Source organism: Streptomyces sp. BI87 (assembly GCF_025957665.1).
In the GTDB taxonomy this organism is placed as follows: domain Bacteria; phylum Actinomycetota; class Actinomycetes; order Streptomycetales; family Streptomycetaceae; genus Streptomyces; species Streptomyces albidoflavus.
The window spans coordinates 6,263,086-6,283,399 of sequence record NZ_CP110079.1; the positions used below are offsets into that span (position 1 = coordinate 6,263,086).

At 71.9% G+C, this 20,314-nt stretch carries 14 protein-coding genes and 1 pseudogene; 10 read left to right on the top strand and 5 right to left on the bottom strand.

Annotation, left to right across the window (positions count from 1 at the left end):
- Positions 1-425: 425 nt before the first annotated feature.
- A complete protein-coding gene (locus OIM89_RS28065) occupies positions 426-1,859 on the bottom strand; it encodes an endo-1,4-beta-xylanase (protein ID WP_030695337.1) in 1,434 nt (477 codons plus the stop codon).
- A 480-nt stretch (positions 1,860-2,339) separates the two neighbouring features.
- Here OIM89_RS28065 and OIM89_RS28070 point away from each other — a divergent pair, with 480 nt between their 5' ends.
- On the top strand, positions 2,340-3,818 hold the full coding sequence (locus OIM89_RS28070) for a non-reducing end alpha-L-arabinofuranosidase family hydrolase (protein ID WP_264491712.1): 1,479 nt from the start codon (positions 2,340-2,342) through the stop codon (positions 3,816-3,818).
- Positions 3,819-4,081: 263 nt separating this feature from the next.
- Here OIM89_RS28070 and OIM89_RS28075 read toward each other — a convergent pair.
- Positions 4,082-4,261, bottom strand: a pseudogene (locus OIM89_RS28075) (NADP-dependent phosphogluconate dehydrogenase); the annotation flags it as partial.
- Positions 4,262-4,434: 173 nt separating this feature from the next.
- Between OIM89_RS28075 and OIM89_RS28080 the strand changes: the two are divergent.
- The 3 genes from OIM89_RS28080 (at position 4,435) to OIM89_RS28090 (ending at position 7,823) form a co-directional block, all read left to right on the top strand.
- Positions 4,435-5,109 carry a TetR/AcrR family transcriptional regulator gene (locus OIM89_RS28080; RefSeq protein WP_047467666.1) on the top strand — a complete coding sequence of 225 codons (675 nt, stop codon included), beginning with the start codon at positions 4,435-4,437 and terminating at the stop codon, positions 5,107-5,109.
- Positions 5,110-5,223: 114 nt separating this feature from the next.
- Positions 5,224-6,168, top strand: a complete 945-nt coding sequence (locus OIM89_RS28085; protein ID WP_195731316.1) for an ATP-binding cassette domain-containing protein — start codon at positions 5,224-5,226, stop codon at positions 6,166-6,168.
- Entirely contained in the window at positions 6,165-7,823 is a 1,659-nt protein-coding gene (locus tag OIM89_RS28090) for an ABC transporter permease (protein WP_226964968.1), read from the top strand. The genes OIM89_RS28085 and OIM89_RS28090 overlap by 4 nt, the downstream gene beginning before the upstream one ends.
- A 442-nt stretch (positions 7,824-8,265) precedes the next feature.
- Here OIM89_RS28090 and gndA read toward each other — a convergent pair whose 3' ends face one another.
- On the bottom strand, positions 8,266-9,723 hold the full coding sequence (gene gndA, locus OIM89_RS28100) for an NADP-dependent phosphogluconate dehydrogenase (RefSeq protein ID WP_226964967.1): 1,458 nt from the start codon (positions 9,721-9,723) through the stop codon (positions 8,266-8,268).
- Positions 9,724-9,986: 263 nt separating this feature from the next.
- Between gndA and OIM89_RS28105 the strand changes: the two genes are divergently transcribed.
- Entirely contained in the window at positions 9,987-11,291 is a 1,305-nt protein-coding gene (locus OIM89_RS28105; protein WP_217467675.1) for a transglycosylase family protein, read from the top strand.
- A gap of 21 nt (positions 11,292-11,312) precedes the next feature.
- Here OIM89_RS28105 and OIM89_RS28110 read toward each other — a convergent pair whose 3' ends face one another.
- On the bottom strand, positions 11,313-12,224 hold the full coding sequence (locus OIM89_RS28110; protein WP_030695344.1) for a DMT family transporter: 912 nt from the start codon (positions 12,222-12,224) through the stop codon (positions 11,313-11,315).
- A gap of 338 nt (positions 12,225-12,562) precedes the next feature.
- Here OIM89_RS28110 and OIM89_RS28115 point away from each other — a divergent pair, with 338 nt between their 5' ends.
- Together OIM89_RS28115 and OIM89_RS28120 are read left to right on the top strand one after the other, a co-directional pair.
- The gene (locus OIM89_RS28115; RefSeq protein ID WP_030695345.1) at positions 12,563-14,023 is read left to right on the top strand and encodes an SDR family NAD(P)-dependent oxidoreductase; all 1,461 of its coding nucleotides are present in this window, start codon (positions 12,563-12,565) and stop codon (positions 14,021-14,023) included.
- A gap of 367 nt (positions 14,024-14,390) precedes the next feature.
- On the top strand, positions 14,391-14,564 hold the full coding sequence (locus OIM89_RS28120) for a hypothetical protein (RefSeq protein WP_162911794.1): 174 nt from the start codon (positions 14,391-14,393) through the stop codon (positions 14,562-14,564).
- Positions 14,565-14,763: 199 nt separating this feature from the next.
- Here OIM89_RS28120 and OIM89_RS28125 read toward each other — a convergent pair whose 3' ends face one another.
- A complete protein-coding gene (locus OIM89_RS28125) occupies positions 14,764-16,194 on the bottom strand; it encodes a lipase maturation factor family protein (RefSeq protein ID WP_217467676.1) in 1,431 nt (476 codons plus the stop codon).
- A gap of 120 nt (positions 16,195-16,314) precedes the next feature.
- Between OIM89_RS28125 and OIM89_RS28130 the strand changes: the two genes are divergently transcribed.
- The 3 genes from OIM89_RS28130 (at position 16,315) to OIM89_RS28140 (ending at position 20,151) form a co-directional block, all read left to right on the top strand.
- Complete coding sequence (locus tag OIM89_RS28130) at positions 16,315-18,384, top strand: SpoIIE family protein phosphatase (protein WP_151170217.1); 2,070 nt, start codon at positions 16,315-16,317, stop codon at positions 18,382-18,384.
- A 54-nt stretch (positions 18,385-18,438) separates the two neighbouring features.
- Entirely contained in the window at positions 18,439-19,299 is an 861-nt protein-coding gene (locus OIM89_RS28135) for an Fpg/Nei family DNA glycosylase (protein ID WP_264491713.1), read from the top strand.
- A gap of 87 nt (positions 19,300-19,386) precedes the next feature.
- The gene (locus OIM89_RS28140) at positions 19,387-20,151 is read left to right on the top strand and encodes a LytR/AlgR family response regulator transcription factor (protein ID WP_018471082.1); all 765 of its coding nucleotides are present in this window, start codon (positions 19,387-19,389) and stop codon (positions 20,149-20,151) included.
- Positions 20,152-20,314 lie beyond the last annotated feature (163 nt).

Here is a 20,314-nt window from a genome sequence, read left to right on the forward strand (position 1 = left end):
CCCGCCCGGGCCGCCGCCGGACCCCGGCCCGCTCCCCGGACCGGGCGGACCCGCCCCCGGTGACCCCGGGCCGCTGCCCGAACCCCCGCCGGACCCGGCGCCCTACCCCGAACCGGCACCGCCGGAGCCTCAGCCCGACCCGCGCTGAGCACAGGGAGGGGCGGCCCGGCACCCGGGGAACTCCCGGGTGCCGGGCCGCCCGCGTCCGCCTGCGGCTCCCACGGGTCTGCCCGTGATCGAGCCGGTCCGAAGAAGATGACCCCGGTGACGCCCCCTGCGCGGCTCGGCACCGGTGGTCCGGTGTCGGCACGCCCCGGTTCTCCCAGGCCGAAGACACGAGGGCACCCCCGGCGGCGTTCCGGGCCGCCGGAGATGACCTCGACGGGGCGAAGGGCCCCGTGTCCCAGGCGCCGACTCGTCCACCCTCAGGTGCGGGTCCAGCGCTGGTTGCTGCCGTCGGAGCAGGAGTAGAGCTGGATCAGGGTGCCGTTGGCGCTGCCGGACCCGACGGCGTCAAGGCAGAGGCCCGACTGGACGCCGACGATCGATCCGTCCGAGTTGAGACGCCATTTCTGGTTGTCGGCACCCCAGCAGCTGTAGATCTGCACCCTGGCGCCGTTGCCGGTGCCGCCGGCGTCCAGGCATTTGTCGCCGTAGACCCTCAGTTCACCGGCGGCGGTGTACGACCACTGCTGGTTGGTGCCGCCCGAGCAGTCCCACAGCTGGAGCTGGGTGCCGTCGGTGGTGCTGGAGTTCGGCACGTCCAGGCAGCGGCCCGAACCGACGCCCTTGATGCTGCCCCCGCCGGCAGGCGGCGGCGTGGTGGAACCGCCGTTGAGAGCGTCGAGGACGGCGGTGTAGGCGGCCTTCTTGCTGCCGTCGCCGTTGAACAGCAGCGGGGTGTCCCCCGACCGCCAGGAGTCGGTGTCGCGCACGCCCCAGACGGTGATGCCGAGGCAGCGCGGCACGGCCAGGCAGTCGTTGGTCACGGCGGCGTAGGTCGAGGCCGGGGCGCCCTGGATGTCGAGTTCGGTCACCGCCACGTCGACACCGAGGGCCGCGAAGTTCTGCAGCGTGGTGCGGAAGTTGCTGTTGTAGGGGCTGCCGCTGTTGAAGTGCGCCTGGAAGCCGACGCAGTCGATCGGTACACCGCGCTGCTTGAAGTCCTTGACCATGGTGTACATGGCCTGCGTCTTGGCCCAGGTCCAGTTCTCGACGTTGTAGTCGTTGTAGCAGAGCTTGGCTGCCGGGTCGGCGGCGCGCGCGGTGCGGAAGGCGACCTCGATCCAGTCGTTGCCGGTGCGCTGGAGGTTGGAGTCGCGCCGGGCTCCCGAACTGCCGTCGGCGAAAGCCTCGTTCACGACGTCCCACTGGGTGATCTTGCCCTTGTAGTGACCCATCACGCCGTTGATGTGGTCGATCATCGCCTGGCGCAGGGTGCTGCCGCTGAGGCTCTGCATCCAGCCGGGCTGCTGGGAGTGCCAGGCCAGGGTGTGGCCGCGCACCTGCTTGCCGTTCTGCACCGCCCAGTTGTAGACGCGGTCCCCGGCGGTGAAGTTGAACTGGCCGCGCTGCGGCTGGGTGGCGTCGATCTTCATCTCGTTCTCGGCCGTCACCGAGTCGAACTCGCGGGACGCGATCGTCGTGTACGCCGAGTCGCCCAGCTTGCCAGAGGCGATGGCGGTGCCGAAGTAGCGGCCGCTCTGCGCCGCCGCGGCACCGAGCGTGCTCTCGGCCGCATGGGCGGGCGGTGGCGCGACCAGTGCGACGGTCAGGCCGAGGATGCCGGCGACCAGCGCCAGTAACACTGAGCGGGGCCTTGGACGGACGGCGGGTCTGGCAAGGGCGTACGAGCTCATGGCTGCATCTCCCGGAGAGACATCAGGGAAGGACTGGCGCGCGGGCCCGGGCAGGGCAGTGCGAGGAGCCAGGAGCAATCGGTGCTGTGGTGCGGCGGATCTGTCGTGCGGCTCCGGGTACCCAGGACGGGCGGCAGTCGAATATCGGACCGTGGTCGGCTCCTCAGGCAGGGAGATTGGAGTATTGACAGTGCAGCGTCAATACTCCTCGCAGAAACAGTTTCCGTGATGCGGCCGAAACTCCCGGGAAGCCGACGGCGGGGCGATGGGCCGCTGCTACCTGAGCTTTCACGTGCCATCCCTCGGGACTACCCACTGTTTGCAGACAGATCCGTGAGAGGACTTGACCGGGGAGCCGCGCATTCCTAGCTTGTGGCGTCATCGAATCCAGCAGCCTTTCGAAAAGTTTTCGGAACTTTCCTGGCCCCGCACGGCCTGTTCGCTGTCCCGGGGTCGCCCCCACCCCCAAGGAGCTCTTCGATGTGGTCCCGCCATCCGTCCCCGGCCCATCCGGGACGGCTGCTCAGACGCTTACTCGCCGTCCTGTCACCGCTGCTGCTCATGTCCGCCTTCCTCGGCGCCCAGCCCGCCGAAGCGGCGACGGTGGACACCAGTGCCTCGTACGCGCTGGTCAACCGCAACAGCGGCAAGGCCCTCGACGTCCACAACATGGCGACCGGTGACGGCGCCCGTATCACCCAGTGGTCCAGGAACGATCAGAGCCAGCAGCAATGGCAGTTCGTCGACTCCGGGGGCGGCCACTACCGCATCAAGTCCCGCCTCTCCGGCAAGGTGCTGGATGTCTACAACTGGTCCACCGCGAACGGCGGCTCGATCGTCCAGTGGACCGACCTGAACGCCACCAACCAGCAGTGGCGACTGGCCGACAGCTCGGACGGCTACGTGCGGCTGATCTCACGCCACAGTGGCAAGGCCCTCGAAGTGCAGGGCGCCTCCACGGCCGACGGCGCGAACATCGTCCAGTACGACGACTGGGGCGGTACCAACCAGCAGTGGAGGCTGGTCAAGACCGGCGACGACCCCTCCGCCCCGTGCGACCTCCCGTCCTCCTACCGCTGGACGTCGACCGGTGCGCTGGCGCAGCCCAAGTCGGGGTGGGTGTCGCTCAAGGACTTCACCGTCGTCCCCTACGACGGCCGGCAACTCGTCTACGCGACGACGCACGACACGGGGACGAGCTGGGGTTCGATGAATTTCGACCTGTTCGGTGACTGGTCGCAGATGGCCTCGGCCCGCCAGAACGCGATGTCCAGCTCGACTGTCGCGCCCACGCTCTTCTACTTCGCCCCGAAGAACATCTGGGTGCTCGCCTACCAGTGGGGCGGGAGCGCCTTCTCGTACCGGACGTCGAGCGACCCCACCGACCCGAACGGCTGGTCGTCCCCGCAGGTGCTCTTCTCCGGTAGCATCGCCGGCTCCGACACGGGCCCCATCGACCAGACGCTCATCGGTGACGGAACGAACATGTACCTGTTCTTCGCCGGTGACAACGGCAAGATCTACCGGGCCGACATGCCGATCGGGAACTTTCCGGGCAGCTTCGGCACGACCTCGACCGTGGTCATGAGCGACACGACGAACAACTTGTTCGAAGCGCCGCAGGTCTACAAACTGCAGGGCCAGAACCGCTACCTCATGATCGTCGAGGCGATCGGCTCTCAGGGCCGCTACTTCCGCTCGTTCACGGCCACCAGCCTGAACGGCTCCTGGACGCCCCAGGCCGCGACCGAGAGCAGTCCCTTCGCCGGCAAGGCCAACAGCGGCGCCACGTGGACCAATGACATCAGCCATGGCGAGCTGATCCGCACCGGCCCCGATCAGACCATGACCGTCGATCCCTGCCATCTCCAGTTCCTGTACCAGGGGCGCAGCCCCGGCTCCGGCGGTGACTACGGCCTCCTGCCCTACCGTCCGGGCCTGTTGACCCTTCAGCGCTGACGGAGCGGCCCGCGCCGCTGACGTCGGTTCATCGCGTCGAGCACGGTGGTGGGGAGGCGGTTCAGGTCCTGATCATGACGAAGACCTCCGGTGCGGTCGAGGCGCCCAGGCTCCACACCGCACACGGAGGCCTTCCTGCCCCGCCGTCATGCCGGGCTGTACGGGCAGCGGGAGGTTCCAGGGCCCCGCCGCCTCAGCGTCTCTCCTCCGGCTGCGTGCAGGCGTCGCCGCACCGGACGGCCCGCGGACGCCGCTGCGGCGGATCAGGTGCCGGTCTCGCTCCGGTCGCCGCCCCAGAGGGTGTGGAAGGTGCCGGGGCGGTCGGTGCGGTGGTAGGTGTGGGCGCCGAAGTAGTCGCGCTGGCCCTGGGTGAGGGCGGCGGGGAGGCGGGGGGCGCGCGGGGAGTCGTAGTAGGCGAGGGTGGCGGCGAAGCCTGGGGTGGGCCCGGCGAGGTGCCGTGAGGCCTTGCGCAGATCGGCGTGGCCGGAGACCGCGCGGGCGAAGACCGGTGCCGAGAGCTGGAGGCGTATCCCCGCACGAGACGTTGACGAAGCCTTAGCGGGTCCGCGTGTGAGAGCCATTGCCTGGGCATTGAACGCCTGTTTAATCTGGCTGTGTGGCAGCAGAGACAGAGCTCGCATCCCAGGATGAGGGCGGCACTCGTTCGCGGATCCGGGACGCCGCCGTCCGGCGCTTCGGACGAGACGGCTTCGGGGCGGGACTACGCGCGATCGGCGCCGACGCCGGCGTGACGGCGGGATTGATCATCCACCATTTCGGCTCCAAGGGCGGCTTGCGCCGTGCCTGCGACGAACACGTCCTTGAGCTGCTGCGCAGCGCGAAGGAAGAGGCTGTCACGGACGGCAGCACGGCCTCGATGATGGCCCGGATGGCTGAGGTCGAGGAGTTCGCGCCCGTCGTCCGGTACCTGTTGCGCAGCTTCCAGGGGGGCGGAGAGCTAGCGGCGGCGATGGCCGAGCACATGATCGCCGACGCCGAGACCTACCTCGCGGCGGGTGAGGCCGCCGGCGTGATCCGGCCCAGTCGCGCCCCGGCCGCCCGCACCCGATACCTGGCGTATCAGAACATCGGCAGCATGCTCGTGTGGTTCACGCTGCATCCGGACGACGGGGACGACGCCCGATTCGCCGCGTCGCTGCGTGCATACGTGGAGACCATCGCCTTCCCGGCCGTGGAGCTCTTCACCCAGGGCCTGTTCTCCGACCGGTCGATGCTGGACGACTACCTCATGTACGTCCCGGACCCGCCGCCGGACGACGACTCCGCCTGACGCGAAGCCGTCCGACCGGCTTCCGTCCGGCCTGAAGGCTCTCCCCGCACACCTTCCCGTCCCGCCGTACGCGCGTGCGCCGGGAAGACCCACGACCAGCGATGAGGTATCCCCATGACACCTGCCATCGAGATGCGCGGAATCGTCAAGTCCTTCGGAAACACCCGGGCCCTGGACCAGCTCGACCTGACCGTGCAGCCCGGAGAAGTGCACGGTTTCCTCGGCCCCAACGGCGCGGGCAAGTCCACCACCATCCGAGTCCTTCTCGGCCTCCTGCGACAGGACGGCGGAACGGCTCGGTTGTTCGGCCGCGACCCGTGGGCCGACGCCGTGCCGCTGCACCGTCGTCTCGCCTACGTACCCGGCGATGTGGAGCTCTGGCCCAATCTGACCGGAGGAGAGGCGATCGACCTCTTCGCCCGGCTGCGTGGGGGAGCCGACGCCGCCCGCCGGGACGAGTTGTGCGGGCGGTTCGACCTCGACCCCCGCAAGAAGGGGCGCACCTACTCCAAGGGCAACCGGCAGAAGGTCGCGCTGATCTCCGCGCTGGCCTGCGACGTCGAGCTGCTGCTGCTCGACGAGCCGACGGCCGGACTCGATCCGCTGATGGAGGCCGTGTTCCAGGAGTGCATCCGTGAGGCCAGGGCGGCAGGCCGTACGGTGCTGCTGTCCAGCCACATCCTCGCCCAGGTCGAAGCGCTGGCCGACCGGGTCTCGATCGTCCGGCAGGGCAGGATCGTGGAGAGCGGTTCGCTCGAGGAGCTGCGGCACCTGACCCGGACGTCCGTCGAGCTCGTCACCCGACAGCCGGCGGGCTCGCTCGCCGCGCTGCCGGGAGTGCACGATCTGCGCAGCGAACGGGGACGCGTTCGCTTCGACGTCGACAGTGACCACCTCCCCCACCTGGTGCAGCGCCTGGGGGAGTACGAGGTGCAGGGGCTCACGGCGCATCCCCCGACGCTCGAACAGCTGCTGCTGCGCCACTACGGTGACGCGACGGCGCACGGCGACGTGCCGCCTGGTGCGATCGTCACCGAGAACGGCGGTGTGGCGCGATGACCGCTCTCGCCGAACCCCGCCTCACCGGCGTGGCCGCTGCTCGTGGCGGGCCGTTCACCGGAACGGGTGTCCTGTTGCGCTTCATGCTCCGACGGGACCGTATCCGTCTCCCGGCCTGGGTGCTGGGTCTGACGCTGCTGATGACCTACTTCGCCACGGCACTGGGCACGCTGCTGAAGACCGAGGAAGACCTCGCCAGCTTCTCCCAGTTTGCCGGCTCGCCGGCGGGTGCGATGTTCGGCGGCCCAGGATTCGGGTTCGACGCGCTCACCATCGAGCGCTTCCTCGCGGGCCAGTACGGCCTGTACATCGTCACCGGTGCCGGACTCATGGCCTTGCTGACGGTCGTCCGCCACACGAGGGTCGAGGAACAAGCGGGGCGTACCGAACTTGTCCGTGCCAATGTCCTCGGCCGCCACGCACAGCTGACGGCGGCGTTGGCCCTCACGGGGCTCATGGCCGTCCTGCTCTCTCTGCTGATCACCGGCGTCATGGCCGGACGCGGACACGACGCGGCCGGATCCCTCACTTTCGGCGCGAGTGCAGGCGCCTGTGCCCTGGCCTTCGCCGGGATCACGGCGGTGGCGGTCCAGGTCTCGGAGTATTCGCGCGGAGCCTCCGGGATCGCCGGCGCGGTCCTCGGAGGCGCGTTCGTGCTGCGCGCGCTCGGCGACATGGCGCACGTCCAGGGCAGTGGACCCTCGTGGCTGTCGTGGCTGTCGCCCATCGGCTGGTCGCAGCAGGCAGCCCCTTACACCCTCGACAGGTGGTGGCCACTTCTCCTCTCCGCCGCGCTGGCAGCAGCCACCGCGGCCGTCGGGTTCCGTCTCTCCGCTCGCCGTGACGTCGGTGCCGGGCTGGCCCCGCCACGCCTTGGGCCGCGCCGAGCAGCACGCTGGCTCAACTCTCCGCTGACCCTCGCCTTCCGGCTGCATCGTGCGTCCGTCATCGGGTGGAGCTCAGCCGTCCTCGTCGGCGGCCTCGCCTACGGATCGTTCACCCAGGCTCTGCTCGACGGCTTCGAGGACGCCCCGGAAGACCTGGTCGCGGTGATGGGCGGCAGCGAAGACCTCCTCAACGGGTACCTCGGCCTGATGGGCCTGATGTGGGCCTTCATCACCACGGCATACGCCATCCTCGCCATGCAGACACTCCGAAGTGAGGAGAGCGAGGGCAGGACGGAGCCTGTTCTGGCCACTGCGGTCAGCCGGCCTGCCTGGTTGGCAAGCCACCTCGTGGTGATCGGACTGACGGCGGCATGGCTGCTCCTTCTCGCCGGTCTTGGCGACGGTTTCGGCGCCGCCGCCAGCACAGGGGAGGCGAGTTTGTTCGGTGACGTCCTCCTCGGTCACGTCGCGCACACCCCCGCGGTCTGGCTGGTGCTTGCCCTGGCGGCCCTCCTCTACGGGGCCGTCCCACGCGCTCTCCCCCTGGCGTGGATCGTGGTGGGCTACGGAGCCGTAGTCGGATTCTTCGGCCCCCTGCTCGAACTCCCGGACACCGCACTGTCCGTGTCTCCCTTCGAACAGGTCGGGGAGTACCCGGCGGACGACCTCGGCATCGCCGCGATCACCGTCCTCTGCGGCCTCGCAGGAGCCATCGGCGCTTGCGCCATCGCCGCTTACCGACGCCGCGACATCTCTACCGGCGCGTGACGGCGCCACCTCGGAGGACTCGCAGGAGCAGCACGGTTCCATGGGCTCCGCAGTGCGGGCGTACCCCTCGCTGACGGAGGAACTGCCGGGCCTTCGGCACAGCTGTGCTGCGGTCGGGCCAGGAAGCGGCCCGACCGCAGACTGCAGAATCAGACGTTGAACCCCGGTCCGGGTGGCGTGCGGCGCTTTCCCCGGAGGAGAACTGATCATTCCAGAATGAGCTTGGCTGTGGGCTGAGGGGTGAGCTGGGCCGAGGTGCCCGCAGAGCGGATCGGTTGCAGTGGTGTGACGGCCTGGCGGCGGCTGCCGGCCGACTTGCGCAAGGCGGGACTGCTGGAGATGGACGACGGGGCGGTCGACGGCTCACACCTCCGGGCCCTCGTTCGCTCTGCTCCGGCGCGCGGGCGGCTCCCCGGGAGTCGCGTCGCGGTGCCGGACGGCGTCAGCTCCCGGTCTCGCTCCGGTCGCCGCCCCAGAGGGTGTGGAAGGTGCCGGTGCGGTCGGTGCGGTGGTAGGTGTGGGCGCCGAAGTAGTCGCGCTGGCCCTGGGTGAGGGCGGCGGGGAGGCGGGGGGCGCGCAGGGAGTCGTAGTAGGCGAGGGTGGCGGCGAAGCCTGGGGTGGGGACGCCGTTGGTGACGGCGGTGGCGACGACGGCGCGCCAGTCGTCCTGGGCGGCGGCGGTCTCGTCGGCGAAGCCCTGGTCGGCCAGGAGGCTCACCATCCCGGGCTGGGCGTCGTAGGCCCGGGTGACGCGGTCGAGGAAGGCGGCGCGGATGATGCAGCCGGCGCGCCAGATCGCGGCGATCCTGCCGAGGTCGATGTTCCAGCCGTACTGCTCGCTGCCGACGGCGATCTGGTGGAACCCCTGGGTGTAGGCGACGATCTTCGAGGCGTAGAGGGCCTGTTCGACCTGGTCGGCGAAGGTGGCGGCCTCGTCCTCGGAGAGCTTTCGCGGGGTGGGCCCGGCGAGGTGCCGTGAGGTCTTGCGCAGATCGGCGTGGCCGGAGACCGCGCGGGCGAAGACCGCCTCGGCGATCCCGGAGACCGGCACGCCGAGGTCGAGCGCGCTCTGCACGGTCCACCGCCCGGTGCCCTTCTGCTCGGCCTGGTCGAGGACCACGTCGACGAACGGCTCACCGGTGGCCGCGTCGGTGTGGGCGAGCACCTCGGCGGTGATCTCGATGAGGTAGGAGTCGAGCCGCCCGGTGTTCCAGGTCCGGAAGATCTCCGCGATCTCGGCGGGGGAGTAGCCACCCACTTCCCGCAGCAGCTGGTACGCCTCGCCGATGAGCTGCATGTCGGCGTACTCGATCCCGTTGTGGACCATCTTGACGAAGTGGCCCGCTCCGTCCGGCCCGACGTGGGTGACGCAGGGGGTGCCGTCCTCGGCCTTCGCGGAGATCTTCCCCAGCATGGGGCCGAGCGAGTCGTAGGACTCGGCGGAGCCGCCCGGCATGATCGACGGGCCGTGCAGTGCGCCCTCCTCGCCGCCGGAGACCCCGGTGCCGACGAAGTGGATGCCGCGCTCGCGGAGGGCCTGCTCGCGGCGCCGGGTGTCCTCGAAGTGGGCGTTGCCGCCGTCGATGATCATGTCGCCCTTCTCCAGGAGCGGGGCGAACTCCTCGATCACCGCGTCGGTCGGAGCGCCGGCCTTCACCATGACCAGCACCCGCCGGGGCCGCTCCAGCGACTCGACCAGTTCCTCGGGGGTGGTGGCGGGCAGGAAGGCACCCTCGTCACCGAAGTCGGAGACCAGCTCCTCGGTCTTGGCGGCGGTGCGGTTGTGCACCGCGACGGTGTAGCCGTTCCGGGCGAAGTTCCGGGCCAGGTTGCGGCCCATCACCGCCAGGCCGGTGACGCCGATCTGCGCGGTACCAGGGGGCTGGGCTGTCTCACTCATGGCCGTCTCTCTCACACGTTCGGGAAGGGAGGGAAAGGTAGGGCGTCAGGTCAGTATCGGCGCGTGGCCGCAGGTCCGCGCGCCCGGCGCCGCCTGCCCGCCGCCCGCCACCCCACACCCGGCCGCCCCGTGCGGACCCGGTGCCCCGTGCGCCCGCTGTGCGCCCCCTTGTCACGGAGCGTTGGCCCCCGTTACGTTCGGGTCCTCACACCACGCCCGGCCGGGGCGGGCCCCGGGCGCGCAAGAGTCAAGGGGGGCCTGTCATGGCCGTACGCGGACGTCACCGGCGCCGGCAGCAGAGCAGAATCAACCGCGCGTCACTCACCGTCACGGCGGGCGGGGCCGGGCTGGCCTTACCGCTGGTCGCGGCCGGTACGGCCGACGCCGCCTCCGCCGACACCTGGGCCAAGGTCGCCGCCTGCGAGTCCTCCGGCGACTGGAGCATCAACACCGGCAACGGCTACTACGGCGGCCTCCAGTTCAAGCAGTCCACCTGGGAGGCGTACGGCGGCGGCGCCTACGCGAGCCGGGCCGACCTCGCCTCCAAGGACCAGCAGATCGCGGTCGCCGAGAAGGTGCTCGACGGCCAGGGCCCCGGCGCCTGGCCCGCCTGCTCCCAGAAGGCGGGGCTGACCCGGGGCGGTCCGGCCCCCGCGGCGCCCGAGGCGGCCCCGGCCCCCCGGCCCGCCAAGGCCCCGGCGGCCACGCCCACCACCACCCCGCAGTCCAAGGCCGGCACCGCGGAGATGTACACCGTGGTCCGCGGGGACACCCTCTCCCAGATCGCCGAGGAGCAGCGGGTCAAGGGCGGCTGGCAGCGGCTCTACCAGGCCAACCGCGAGCGGGTCGGCACCGACCCCGACCTGATCGTCCCCGGCCAGCGCCTCCAGCTGAAGCCCGGCGCCGCCACCCCGCCCAAGGACCGCCCGGCCCCCCGGGCCAAGGACCGGACAGGGCCGGAGCCGACCGGCAAGCAGGCGGCCGAGAAGGCGGCGGCCAAGGCGGCGGAGGCGAAGAAGGCCGAGGAGGCCAGGAAGGCGGCGGAGGCGAAGAAGGCCGAGGAGGCCAGGAAGGCGGCGGCCGCCAAGAAGGCAGAGGAGGCCAAGCAGGCGGCGGCGAAGAAGAAGGCCGAGGAGGCCAAGAAGGTCTCCGCGCCGAGCAGCGCCCGCTTCAGCTCCCCGGTGGACGCGGGGACGGGCACTCCGTACCGGGCCTCCGGGTCCTCCTGGTCGAAGGGGTACCACACCGGGGTCGACTTCCCCGTCCCCACCGGGACCAGCGTCAAGGCCGCCGCCTCGGGCACGGTCGTCTCGGCCGGCTGGGGCGGCTCGTACGGCTACCAGGTCGTCATCAAGCACACCGACGGCAAGTACTCGCAGTACGCCCACCTCTCCGCGCTCACCGTCAGGAGCGGGCAGAGCGTGCAGGCCGGGCAGCGCATCGCCCGCTCCGGCTCGACCGGCAACAGCAGCGGCCCCCACCTCCACTTCGAGGTGCGGACCGGTCCCGGCTTCGGCAGCGACATCGACCCGCTCGCCTATCTCCGGGGAGGCGGCGTCAAGGTGTGACCGCCGCAGGCCGGGTCCGGCTCAGCCGTGCCGGGCCGCCTCGGGCCCGGCCGGCTCCGCCCCGGCCGGGCCCGGGGCGGCCTGCCGCCGCTCCGAGGCGGTGGCGTGCGTCCGCATGCGTTCCGTGGTGAGCAGGATCAGCCCTCCGGCGGCGACCACCCCGCAGCTCAGAGCCAGTACCGTGCCCGCCGTGCCGTACCGGAACCCCTCGCCGAAGAGCGCGATCCCGACCGCCGCTGCGGCGACCGGGTTGACCACCGTGACCGTGGCCAGCGGCGCGGCCAGGCCGGCTCCCCGGTAGGACGCCTGGGAGAGGAGCAGTCCGCCCACCGCCAGCACAGCGACCACCGCCAGGTCAGGGATCTGGCCGAGGAGACCACGGCTGCCCAGCGCCTGCGTGACGATCTTGGTGAAGACCGAGGCGATGCCGAAGGCCACCCCGCCCGCCGCCGCCAGCAGTCCGCCGCGCACCGCCGGATGCCGGTGCGCCGCCAGCGCCGCGCCGGCCAGGACGAACACCGTGGCACCGGTGACAATCACCAGGAGGGTGCGTTCCGTCGCGTCGGGGCCGCCGTTCCCCGGTGAACCGGTGAGCGCGAGCAGACCGGCCAGGCCGACCGTGGCCATCAGCGCTCCGCGCCAGGCGGTCGCACCGGCCTTGCGGCCCACCAGCAGCGCCGCCATCGGCAGGGCGAAGACTATGGTCAGCGCGCCCAGCGGCTGCACCAGTGTCAGGGGTCCGTAGGCGAGCGCCAGGACGTGCAGAACGGCGCCCGAGCCGTTCAGCGACACCGCGCCCCACCAGGCAGGACGCCGCCAGGGGACGAAGGCCGGGCCCTGTTCCTCGGCCACCCGCTCCTGCACGATCGCCGCGCCCGCGTACGCGAGCGCGGACGCCAGGCACATCAGCAGCGACAGTGTCAGATCATTCATGCGATTCGGCTCCCAAGCGGCGCCGCCCTCTGCCGGGGGACATGGCCCGTGTCGTCGTTCCACGGAGGCCCTCGCGCCGACTGCCGCTGGAGTACACGAGGCCGCGATCCCTCCCGTCCCGTGCAGGGGCCACCGCCTTGCGCCGACGGTCCCCGCCTCTCTTCAGTCTCCCGCTCCTGCCCGCTCACCGCCCCTGGAACCCGGCCCGACCGCCGTACCCGGGCGGCATGGCAAAATTGGCGGGGCCGCCGGTACCGGCGAGCCGCCCCGCCCCGCGAGAAGCGCGTCCCGGCCGGCACCGCCCCGGGACCCCGCGGACGAACACACGAGGAACAACGATGACGGTGGCACCCGAGGGCCAGGAATTCGGCCCCGGAATCGATCCCGAACGTCTGGCCGTCTGCCTGTCGGTCCTGGACGAGCTGGACGGCCTGGAGATCGACCACCCCGACGCGATCACCGTGCGCCGCGCCACGGCCGGGATCTACCGGACGGTCAAGCAGCGCCGCCGCCAGGAGCGCAGGGCCGCCAAGACCGCCCACGACCGGTCGGTGACCGAGGCGACCGCGACCGGGTCCGCCGACCGCATCGACGACGAGACGCAGGGCCTGCTGCCCACCGCCACTGCCGCGGGCACCATCGCCGGGGTGCTCCAGCGCCCCCGCTCCTGCTACATCTGCAAGACCCGCTACGTCGAGGTCGACGTCTTCTACCACCAGCTCTGCCAGAGCTGCGCCCACGAGAACCGCGAGCGCCGCGACGCCCGCACCGACCTCACCGGCAAGCGCGCCCTGCTCACCGGTGGCCGCGCCAAGATCGGCATGTACATCGCCCTGCGCCTGCTGCGCGACGGCGCCCACACCACCGTCACCACGCGCTTCCCCAACGACGCCATCCGCCGTTTCAAGGCGATGCCGGACAGCGACGAGTGGATTCACCGGCTCAAGATCGTCGGCATAGACCTGCGCGACCCCGCCCAGGTGGTCGCCCTCAGCGACTCGCTGGCCGCCGAGGGCCGCCTCGACATCCTCATCAACAACGCCGCGCAGACGGTACGCCGCTCCCCGCAGGCGTACAGCGAGCTGCTCGGTGCCGAGTCAGCGCCGCTGCCCGCCGGTGAGCTGCCCGCCTCCGAGGTCATCGGGGGCTTCGGCTCCGGCGCGGTCGCCGCCCTGCCCGGCCCCCGCCAGGGCGGGCTGAGCGCCCAGGACATCACCGAACTGGCGCTCGTCACCGGCTCCGCGACCCCGGCCCGGATCGCCGCGGGCACCGCCATCGACGCCGGCGGGCTCGTCCCGGACCTGCACGACTCCAACAGCTGGGTGCAGACCGTGGACGAGGTCGACCCGGTGGAACTGCTGGAGGTGCAGCTCTGCAACTCCACCGCGCCGTTCATCCTCATCAGCCGCCTCCGGCCGGTGATGGCCGCCGCCGCCGAGCAGGCCGGGCGCGCCTACATCGTCAACGTCTCCGCCATGGAGGGCGTGTTCGGCCGGGGCTACAAGGGCGCCGGCCACCCGCACACGAACATGGCCAAGGCCGCGCTGAACATGCTGACCCGCACCAGCGCCCAGGAGATGTTCGAGAAGGACCGCATCCTGATGACCGCCGTCGACACCGGCTGGATCACCGACGAGCGTCCGCACCCGGACAAGATGCGCCTCGCCGAGGAGGGCTTCCACGCCCCGCTGGACCTGGTCGACGGCGCCGCCCGCGTCTACGACCCGGTGGTTCGCGGCGAGGCGGGGGAGGACCTGTACGGGGTCTTCCTCAAGGACTACGCCCCCGGCCAGTGGTGAGGCGGTAGCACCGCCCTGGCCGCACGCACCCGCACGGCCCGTTCCTCCTCCGGAGGGGCGGGCCGTGCGGCGTTGGCGGATCATGGCCGGATGAGGTGGGTTCGTCCTGACATTCCGTCCGCGATTCGAGCGCCATCGAGCGCGGCGCCGCTCATTTGGTTAGTCTGGGCGACGGACAGCCCATCAGGGTTCCACCTCACCCACGGCGCGTCCCCGGGACTCACCGGTCACCCGGTGGCCCTCCCGCACGATTCCCGGCGCCACCGCGCCCGAACGGCCTCGAGCAGCAGGACCCATGAGGGCGGGCGCCCCGGCAGGAAGCCGGACGCGCGGCACCCGACGGGTAACGGAAACGAAGGAGTGCGCGGTGACACCAGAACAGACCGTCCAGGACGAACCTCTCCCCGTCCGGCAGGACCGCCGGATCAAGGCCAGCCAGAACCCCGGCTGCCTCGAAGTGTGGTCGCGGTCGGCGCCGATCCGGCTCGCGGGCTACGAGGACGACCTCGCCGAACCGCACATCCTGCCCAGCGTCGACTGACGCCCCGGGCGGCCCCGGACGCCCCGGCCTCACGGCCCCGTGGCGGCGTACGACGCCTCCGCCGGGCCGGGGCCGGGCACCAGCCCGGCCGGGCGACCAGGCTCCGGCCGTGATGGCCCCGTAGCAGCACGGCCCCTTCGGTGACCACCACCGAGGGGGCCGTTTTCGGACATAACCGGCCGGGTCGTCGCCGGTGGCGTCAGGTCCGCCCGTCGGGCCCGCCGCCCAGCCGCGTGGGTCCGGTCTGCTCGCGGACGAAGGTCCGGTGCCACCAGTCGCCGGTCGCCCGCCGTTCCTCCCGGGTGGTGAACCGGTAGCGGTAGAGCAGCACCCGCACGTGGACCGGCGGCGCGCCGGGCGGGAACGGGCTGTGCCGCAGCAGCCGCAGGGTGTCCCGGTCGCCGGTGAGCAGGCGCTCCAGGAAGCCGTCGAACCACGGCCGGGCGAACGCCGGGGAGAGTGCCGCGAACCACATCATCCAGTCGAGCCGCAGATGGTACGGGGCGAACTGGCGCGGCCGCCGGGCCGGATCGCCGGGCTTCCCCCGGAACTCGTACGCCAGCCACCGCGTCCCGGGGCCCGGTGCGGGGTCGTCGGTGCCCTCCACCACCAGTTCGTGGCGGACCCGGCTGACCGAGCCGAAGGCGCCGTAGGAGTTGACCAGCCGGAGCGGGTCCCAGGAGCGGTTCATCGCCTGTTGCCGCGAGAGCAGGTTGCGGGCCGGGCGGTAACTGAGGGCGAGCAGTCCGGCCGTCGACGCGCACACCACGACCACGTACCAGAGCGGGGGAGAGGCGAAGGCGCGGTCCCCGGCGAGGGGGGTGAGGTCCAGGGCGGTGACCGCCAGGGCGATGGTCAGCCAGTTCAGCCACGCGAAGTTGCCCGAGGCGACCAGCCAGAGCTGGGTGGCGATCATCAGGCAGGCGGCCGCGCTCGCCACCGGCTGCGGGGTGAAGAGGAGGAAGGGCACCCCGAGCTGCACCACGTGGTTGGCGGCGGCCTCCACCCGGTGCACCGGGCGTGGCAGCAGGTGGAAGAGACGGCTCAGCGGTCCGGGCATGGGCTGCGTCTCGTGGTGGTGGTACAGGCAGGTCAGCTCCCGCCAGCAGCGGTCCCCGCGCCACTTGATCAGCCCCGCGCCGAACTCCAGCCGGAAGAGCGCCCAGCGCAGCAGGAGCAGGACCGGCAGCGGCGGGGCCACCCGGTCGTTGCCCAGCAGAACGGCGAGGAAGCCCGCCTCCAGGATCAGCAGTTCCCACCCGAAGCCGTACCAGAGGCTCCCGGTGTTGACGAAGGACAGGTACAGCACCCACGGCGCCGTCCACAGCAGCATCGCGCCCCACAGCGGCAGCAGCTGGTCGGCGCCGGCCAGCAGCGCCGCCGAGAGGGCACACCCCGTCCAGGCGCAGCAGGCGGTGAGCCGGTCCGAGCGGCGCGGCAGCAGCAGGCTGGGCGAGTGGCGCCACTGGGCCCAGCTCACCGACTCCCGGACCGGGGTCATCCCCCGGCTGCCGTTGAGCGCGCGGAACTGGAGCGCGGTGGCGAGGAAGGCGACCAGGTAGAGCAGGGCCAGCAGCTTCTGGAAGACCAGGCGGCTCAGCCAGTACTCCGGTGCCGCGAACCATTCCATCGGGCCTCTCCTCCGTGCCGGGGCGCGCCCATCGTCACCCCCGCCGCCCCCGCGCCCCCGCATTTCCGCCCGGAACGGGAAAATATCGACCTATCTGCCAAGCGGTGGGAGAGTGGGGACATGGCTGACCGGGGTGCGAACGCCCACTCCCTCCCGGACGACTGGCCGGCGGACCCGGACCCGATCCTGGCCCTGAACCGCATCGGCAGCTTCGACTGGGACCTGGACAGCGGCCTGATGGCGATGGACAGCCAGGCGCTGGCCGTCTTCGACATGCGCCCGAGCGAGTACGACAACAACCCCGAGACGCTCTCCGTCCGGATTCCCGAGGACGAGGGGCGCCGCCTGGACGAGACCGTCGCCGAGGCGCTCAAGGCGGGCGTGGAGAACTACGGCGCGTACTTCCGGATGCGGCTGCGCGACGGCACGCCGCGCTGGACCCACACCCAGGGGTACATCCGCCGCGACGAAGAGGGCCGGCCGCTGCGCATCGTCGGCCTGATCCGCGACGCCACCCAGGAACTCAACGACACCACCGCCCGCAGCCGCCGTATCGACCGGCGCCGCCGCGAGGCCGGCATCGTCCAGTCCACCACCGACGCCCTCGCCGGCGCCCGCACCCTCGCCGACGTGATCGAGGTCCTGGAGGACCCGCGCTCCCTGGAACGCCTCGGAGCCTCCGACATCGCCCTCGGCCTGCTCGAAGGCGGCCGCGTCCGGCTGCGGGCGACCGGGCCGGCCCTCGGCTTCATCCGCGAGGCCGAACACTTCCGGCTCGACGAGCCGTACCCGATGGCCGAGACGATCCGCACCGTCACCCCCCGCTTCATCGAGAGCCGCGCCGAGTTCGAACGGCGCTACCCGGCCGTCACCGGGCACCTGCGGCGCAGCGGCATCAGCTCCGCCGCCTACCTGCCGCTCGTCGCCCAGGGCCGCCCCATCGGCGCCCTCGCCGTGCTGTACCGCGACGACACCCGGTTCGGCGAACGCGCCCGCACCCTCCTCATCGGCCTCGGCTCCACCATCGCCCAGAGCGTCCAGCGGGCCCTCTTCTACGAGCAGGAGAAGGACCTCGCCGAGGGCCTTCAACAGGCCATGCTGCCCCGCTCCATCCCCGCCGTGCCCGGCGCCCAGATCGCCGTGCGCTACCGCTCGGCGCGGGCCGGGCGCGACGTGGGCGGCGACTGGTACGACGTCATCCCGCTGCCCGGCGGCCACACCGGCCTGGTCATCGGCGACGTCCAGGGCCACGACACGCACGCCGCCGCCGTCATGGGACAGCTGCGCATCGTGCTGCGTGCCTACGCCGCCGAGGGCCACCCACCCGCCACCGTGATGGCCCGCGCCTCCGCCTTCCTCCGCGAACTGGACACCGACCGGTTCGTCACCTGCCTGTACGCCGACGCCGACCTCACCACCGGGGTCCTCCAGATCGTCCGCGCAGGCCACCTCGACCCGATGGTCCGCGCCGCCGACGGCACCTGTACCCGCGTCCCCGTCCCCGGCGGCATGCCGCTCGGCCTCTCCGCCGAGTTCGGGCAGCTCCAGTACCCGGTCGCCACCGTCGAACTCGACCCCGGCAACACCCTCATCCTCTGCACCGACGGCCTCGTCGAACGTCCCGGCGACGACCTGGACGACGGCTTCCGCACCCTGGCCCGGCTGGTCCGCGAGGGCCCGGCCGACCTCGACGAGCTGGCCGACGTGCTCTGCGCCGACGTCGACCGCCGCGACGGCCTGGACGACGTGGCGATGCTGCTGATGCGCCGCCGCACCGGCTCCACCCCGGCGGCGGGCGGACGGCTGCGCCAGCACGTGGCCCCTGAGGACCCCGAGGCGCTCTCCGGGGCCCGCCACCTCATCCGGGCCGCCGTCCGCTCCTGGGGCTCGGGCGAACGCGCCGACGAGATCGAACTGGCCGCCGACGAGATGATCGTCAACGCCCTGACGCACACCGAGGGGTCCGCCGTCGTCACCCTGCGCGTGCTCACCGGCACCGAGCGACGGCTGCGGGTCGAGGTCGAGGACACCTCCAGCGCCCTGCCCCGCCGCCGCGAGGCCGGCGCGGACGGCGTCTCCGGGCGCGGCCTCTTCCTGGTGGACCGGCTCGCCGACGGCTGGGGCGTCGAGGCGCGCGGCACCGGCAAGTGCGTCTGGTGCGAGTTCGTCGTCCCGCCTGGGCCCCGCTGAGCCACCTCCGCCGTACGGGAAGCGTCCCGGCGGCCGCTGAGGCAGGCTGGAACCATGCCGGAGCTGCCGGAAGTCGAAGCCCTGCGGGAATTCCTCGCCGTCCACGCCGTGGGCCGGACGGTGGAGCGGGTCCTGCCGGTCGCCTTCCACGTCCTGAAGACCTACGACCCGCCCGCCACCGAGCTCGCCGGGCAGCAGGTCACCGCCGTCGACCGGTACGGCAAGTTCCTCGACCTGACCGTCGGCCCGCTCCACCTCGTCACCCACCTGGCCCGGGCGGGCTGGCTGAAGTGGCAGGACACCGTCCCCGCCGCCCCGCCCCGGCCCGGCAAGGGCCCGCTGGCCCTGCGCGTCGTCCTCGACGACGGCTCCGGCTTCGACCTCACCGAGGCCGGCACGCAGAAACGCCTCGCCGTGTACGTGGTCCGCGACCCCGCCGACGTCCCCGGCATCGCCCGGCTCGGCCCCGACCCCCTCGCCGACGGCTTCGACCGCGACCGGCTCGCCACCCTCCTCGCCCCCGAGAGCCGCCTGCTCAAGGGCGCCCTGCGCGACCAGAGCCTCATCGCCGGCATCGGCAACGCCTACAGCGACGAGATCCTGCACGCCGCCCGGCTCTCCCCGTTCAAGAACGCCGGACGCCTCACCGACGAGGAGACCACCGCCCTGTACGAGGCGCTCCGCACCACCCTCACGGAGGCCGTCGAGCGCGGCCGGGGCGTCGCCGCCGGCCACCTCAAGAAGGAGAAGAAGACCAACCTGCGGGTCCACGGCAAGGAGGGCGAACCCTGCCCCGTCTGCGGCGACACCGTCCGCTCGGTCAACTTCGCCGACTCCTCCCTCCAGTACTGCCCCACCTGCCAGACCGGGGGCAAGGTCCTCGCCGACCGTCGCCTCAGCCGCCTGCTCAAGTGAGCCGGGAACCGGCGGCGGGCCCCGCAGGGCCCAGCCAGGGCCCGGACGGATTGGCCGGAACGCGACCTGCGCCTACACTCCACCGGCATGCTGCGCGTACTGGCTGTGGACGACGAGGAACCGGCGCTGGCCGAACTGCTCTACCTGCTGCGCGCCGACCCCCGGGTGCGCGCGGCCGAAGGAGCGACGGACGCCACCGAGGCGCTGCGGCGCATCACCCGGGCCGTGGAGGCGGGCCCGGAGAGCGACGAGGCCATCGACGTGCTCTTCCTCGACATCCAGATGGCCGGGCTCACCGGACTCGACGTGGCCCGCCTGCTGGCCGGATTCGCGCGCCCGCCGCTCATCGTCTTCGTCACCGCCCACGAGGGCTTCGCCGTCCACGCCTTCGACCTCAAGGCCGTCGACTACGTCCTCAAGCCCGTCCGCCGCGAACGCCTCGCCGAAGCCGTCCGGCGCGTCGCCGAACAGGCCGAGGCCCTCGGGTACCGCAGGGCCGCGCCGCCCGCCACCACCACCCCCGACACCATCCCGGTGGAACTGGGCGGCGTCACCCGCCTCGTCGCCGTACAGGACATCGCCTACGCCGAGGCCCAGGGCGACTACGCGCGGCTGCACACCCAGGACGCCAGCCACCTGGTCCGCATCCCGCTCACCACGCTGGAGGAGCGGTGGCAGCAGCACGGCTTCGTCCGCATCCACCGCCGCCACCTCGTCGCCCTCCACCGCATCGACGAACTGCGGCTCGACGGCGGCTCGATGAGCGTACGCGTCGGCGAGGCCGAACTCGCCGTCTCCCGCCGGCACGCCAGCCGACTGCGCGAACTCCTCCTCAGACGCTCCGCGAGCTGACCCCTTGGCCCAGGGGGTGTCTGACGCATCCCGCACGGCGCCCACGGCGCCCGGCACGCACTCTCGCCGCACCGGCCAGAGGCCCAATAGCTCCGCTACGAGGACCTTCGTCCGGCACCCCCCAAGCTCTTCGATCAGGGGGGACCCCCGGAGCACGCACCGA

Excerpts from the sequence above, each read along its gene's own strand:
- OIM89_RS28065 (WP_030695337.1), bottom strand. The coding sequence starts at position 1,859 with ATGAGCTCGTACGCCCTTGCCAGACCCGCCGTCCGTCCAAGGCCCCGC.
- OIM89_RS28070 (WP_264491712.1), top strand. The coding sequence starts at position 2,340 with ATGTGGTCCCGCCATCCGTCCCCGGCCCATCCGGGACGGCTGCTCAGA.
- OIM89_RS28085 (WP_195731316.1), top strand. The coding sequence starts at position 5,224 with ATGACACCTGCCATCGAGATGCGCGGAATCGTCAAGTCCTTCGGAAAC.
- OIM89_RS28090 (WP_226964968.1), top strand. The coding sequence starts at position 6,165 with ATGACCGCTCTCGCCGAACCCCGCCTCACCGGCGTGGCCGCTGCTCGT.
- gndA (WP_226964967.1), bottom strand. The coding sequence starts at position 9,723 with ATGAGTGAGACAGCCCAGCCCCCTGGTACCGCGCAGATCGGCGTCACC.
- OIM89_RS28105 (WP_217467675.1), top strand. The coding sequence starts at position 9,987 with ATGGCCGTACGCGGACGTCACCGGCGCCGGCAGCAGAGCAGAATCAAC.
- OIM89_RS28110 (WP_030695344.1), bottom strand. The coding sequence starts at position 12,224 with ATGAATGATCTGACACTGTCGCTGCTGATGTGCCTGGCGTCCGCGCTC.
- OIM89_RS28115 (WP_030695345.1), top strand. The coding sequence starts at position 12,563 with ATGACGGTGGCACCCGAGGGCCAGGAATTCGGCCCCGGAATCGATCCC.
- OIM89_RS28125 (WP_217467676.1), bottom strand. The coding sequence starts at position 16,194 with ATGGAATGGTTCGCGGCACCGGAGTACTGGCTGAGCCGCCTGGTCTTC.
- OIM89_RS28130 (WP_151170217.1), top strand. The coding sequence starts at position 16,315 with ATGGCTGACCGGGGTGCGAACGCCCACTCCCTCCCGGACGACTGGCCG.
- OIM89_RS28135 (WP_264491713.1), top strand. The coding sequence starts at position 18,439 with ATGCCGGAGCTGCCGGAAGTCGAAGCCCTGCGGGAATTCCTCGCCGTC.
- OIM89_RS28140 (WP_018471082.1), top strand. The coding sequence starts at position 19,387 with ATGCTGCGCGTACTGGCTGTGGACGACGAGGAACCGGCGCTGGCCGAA.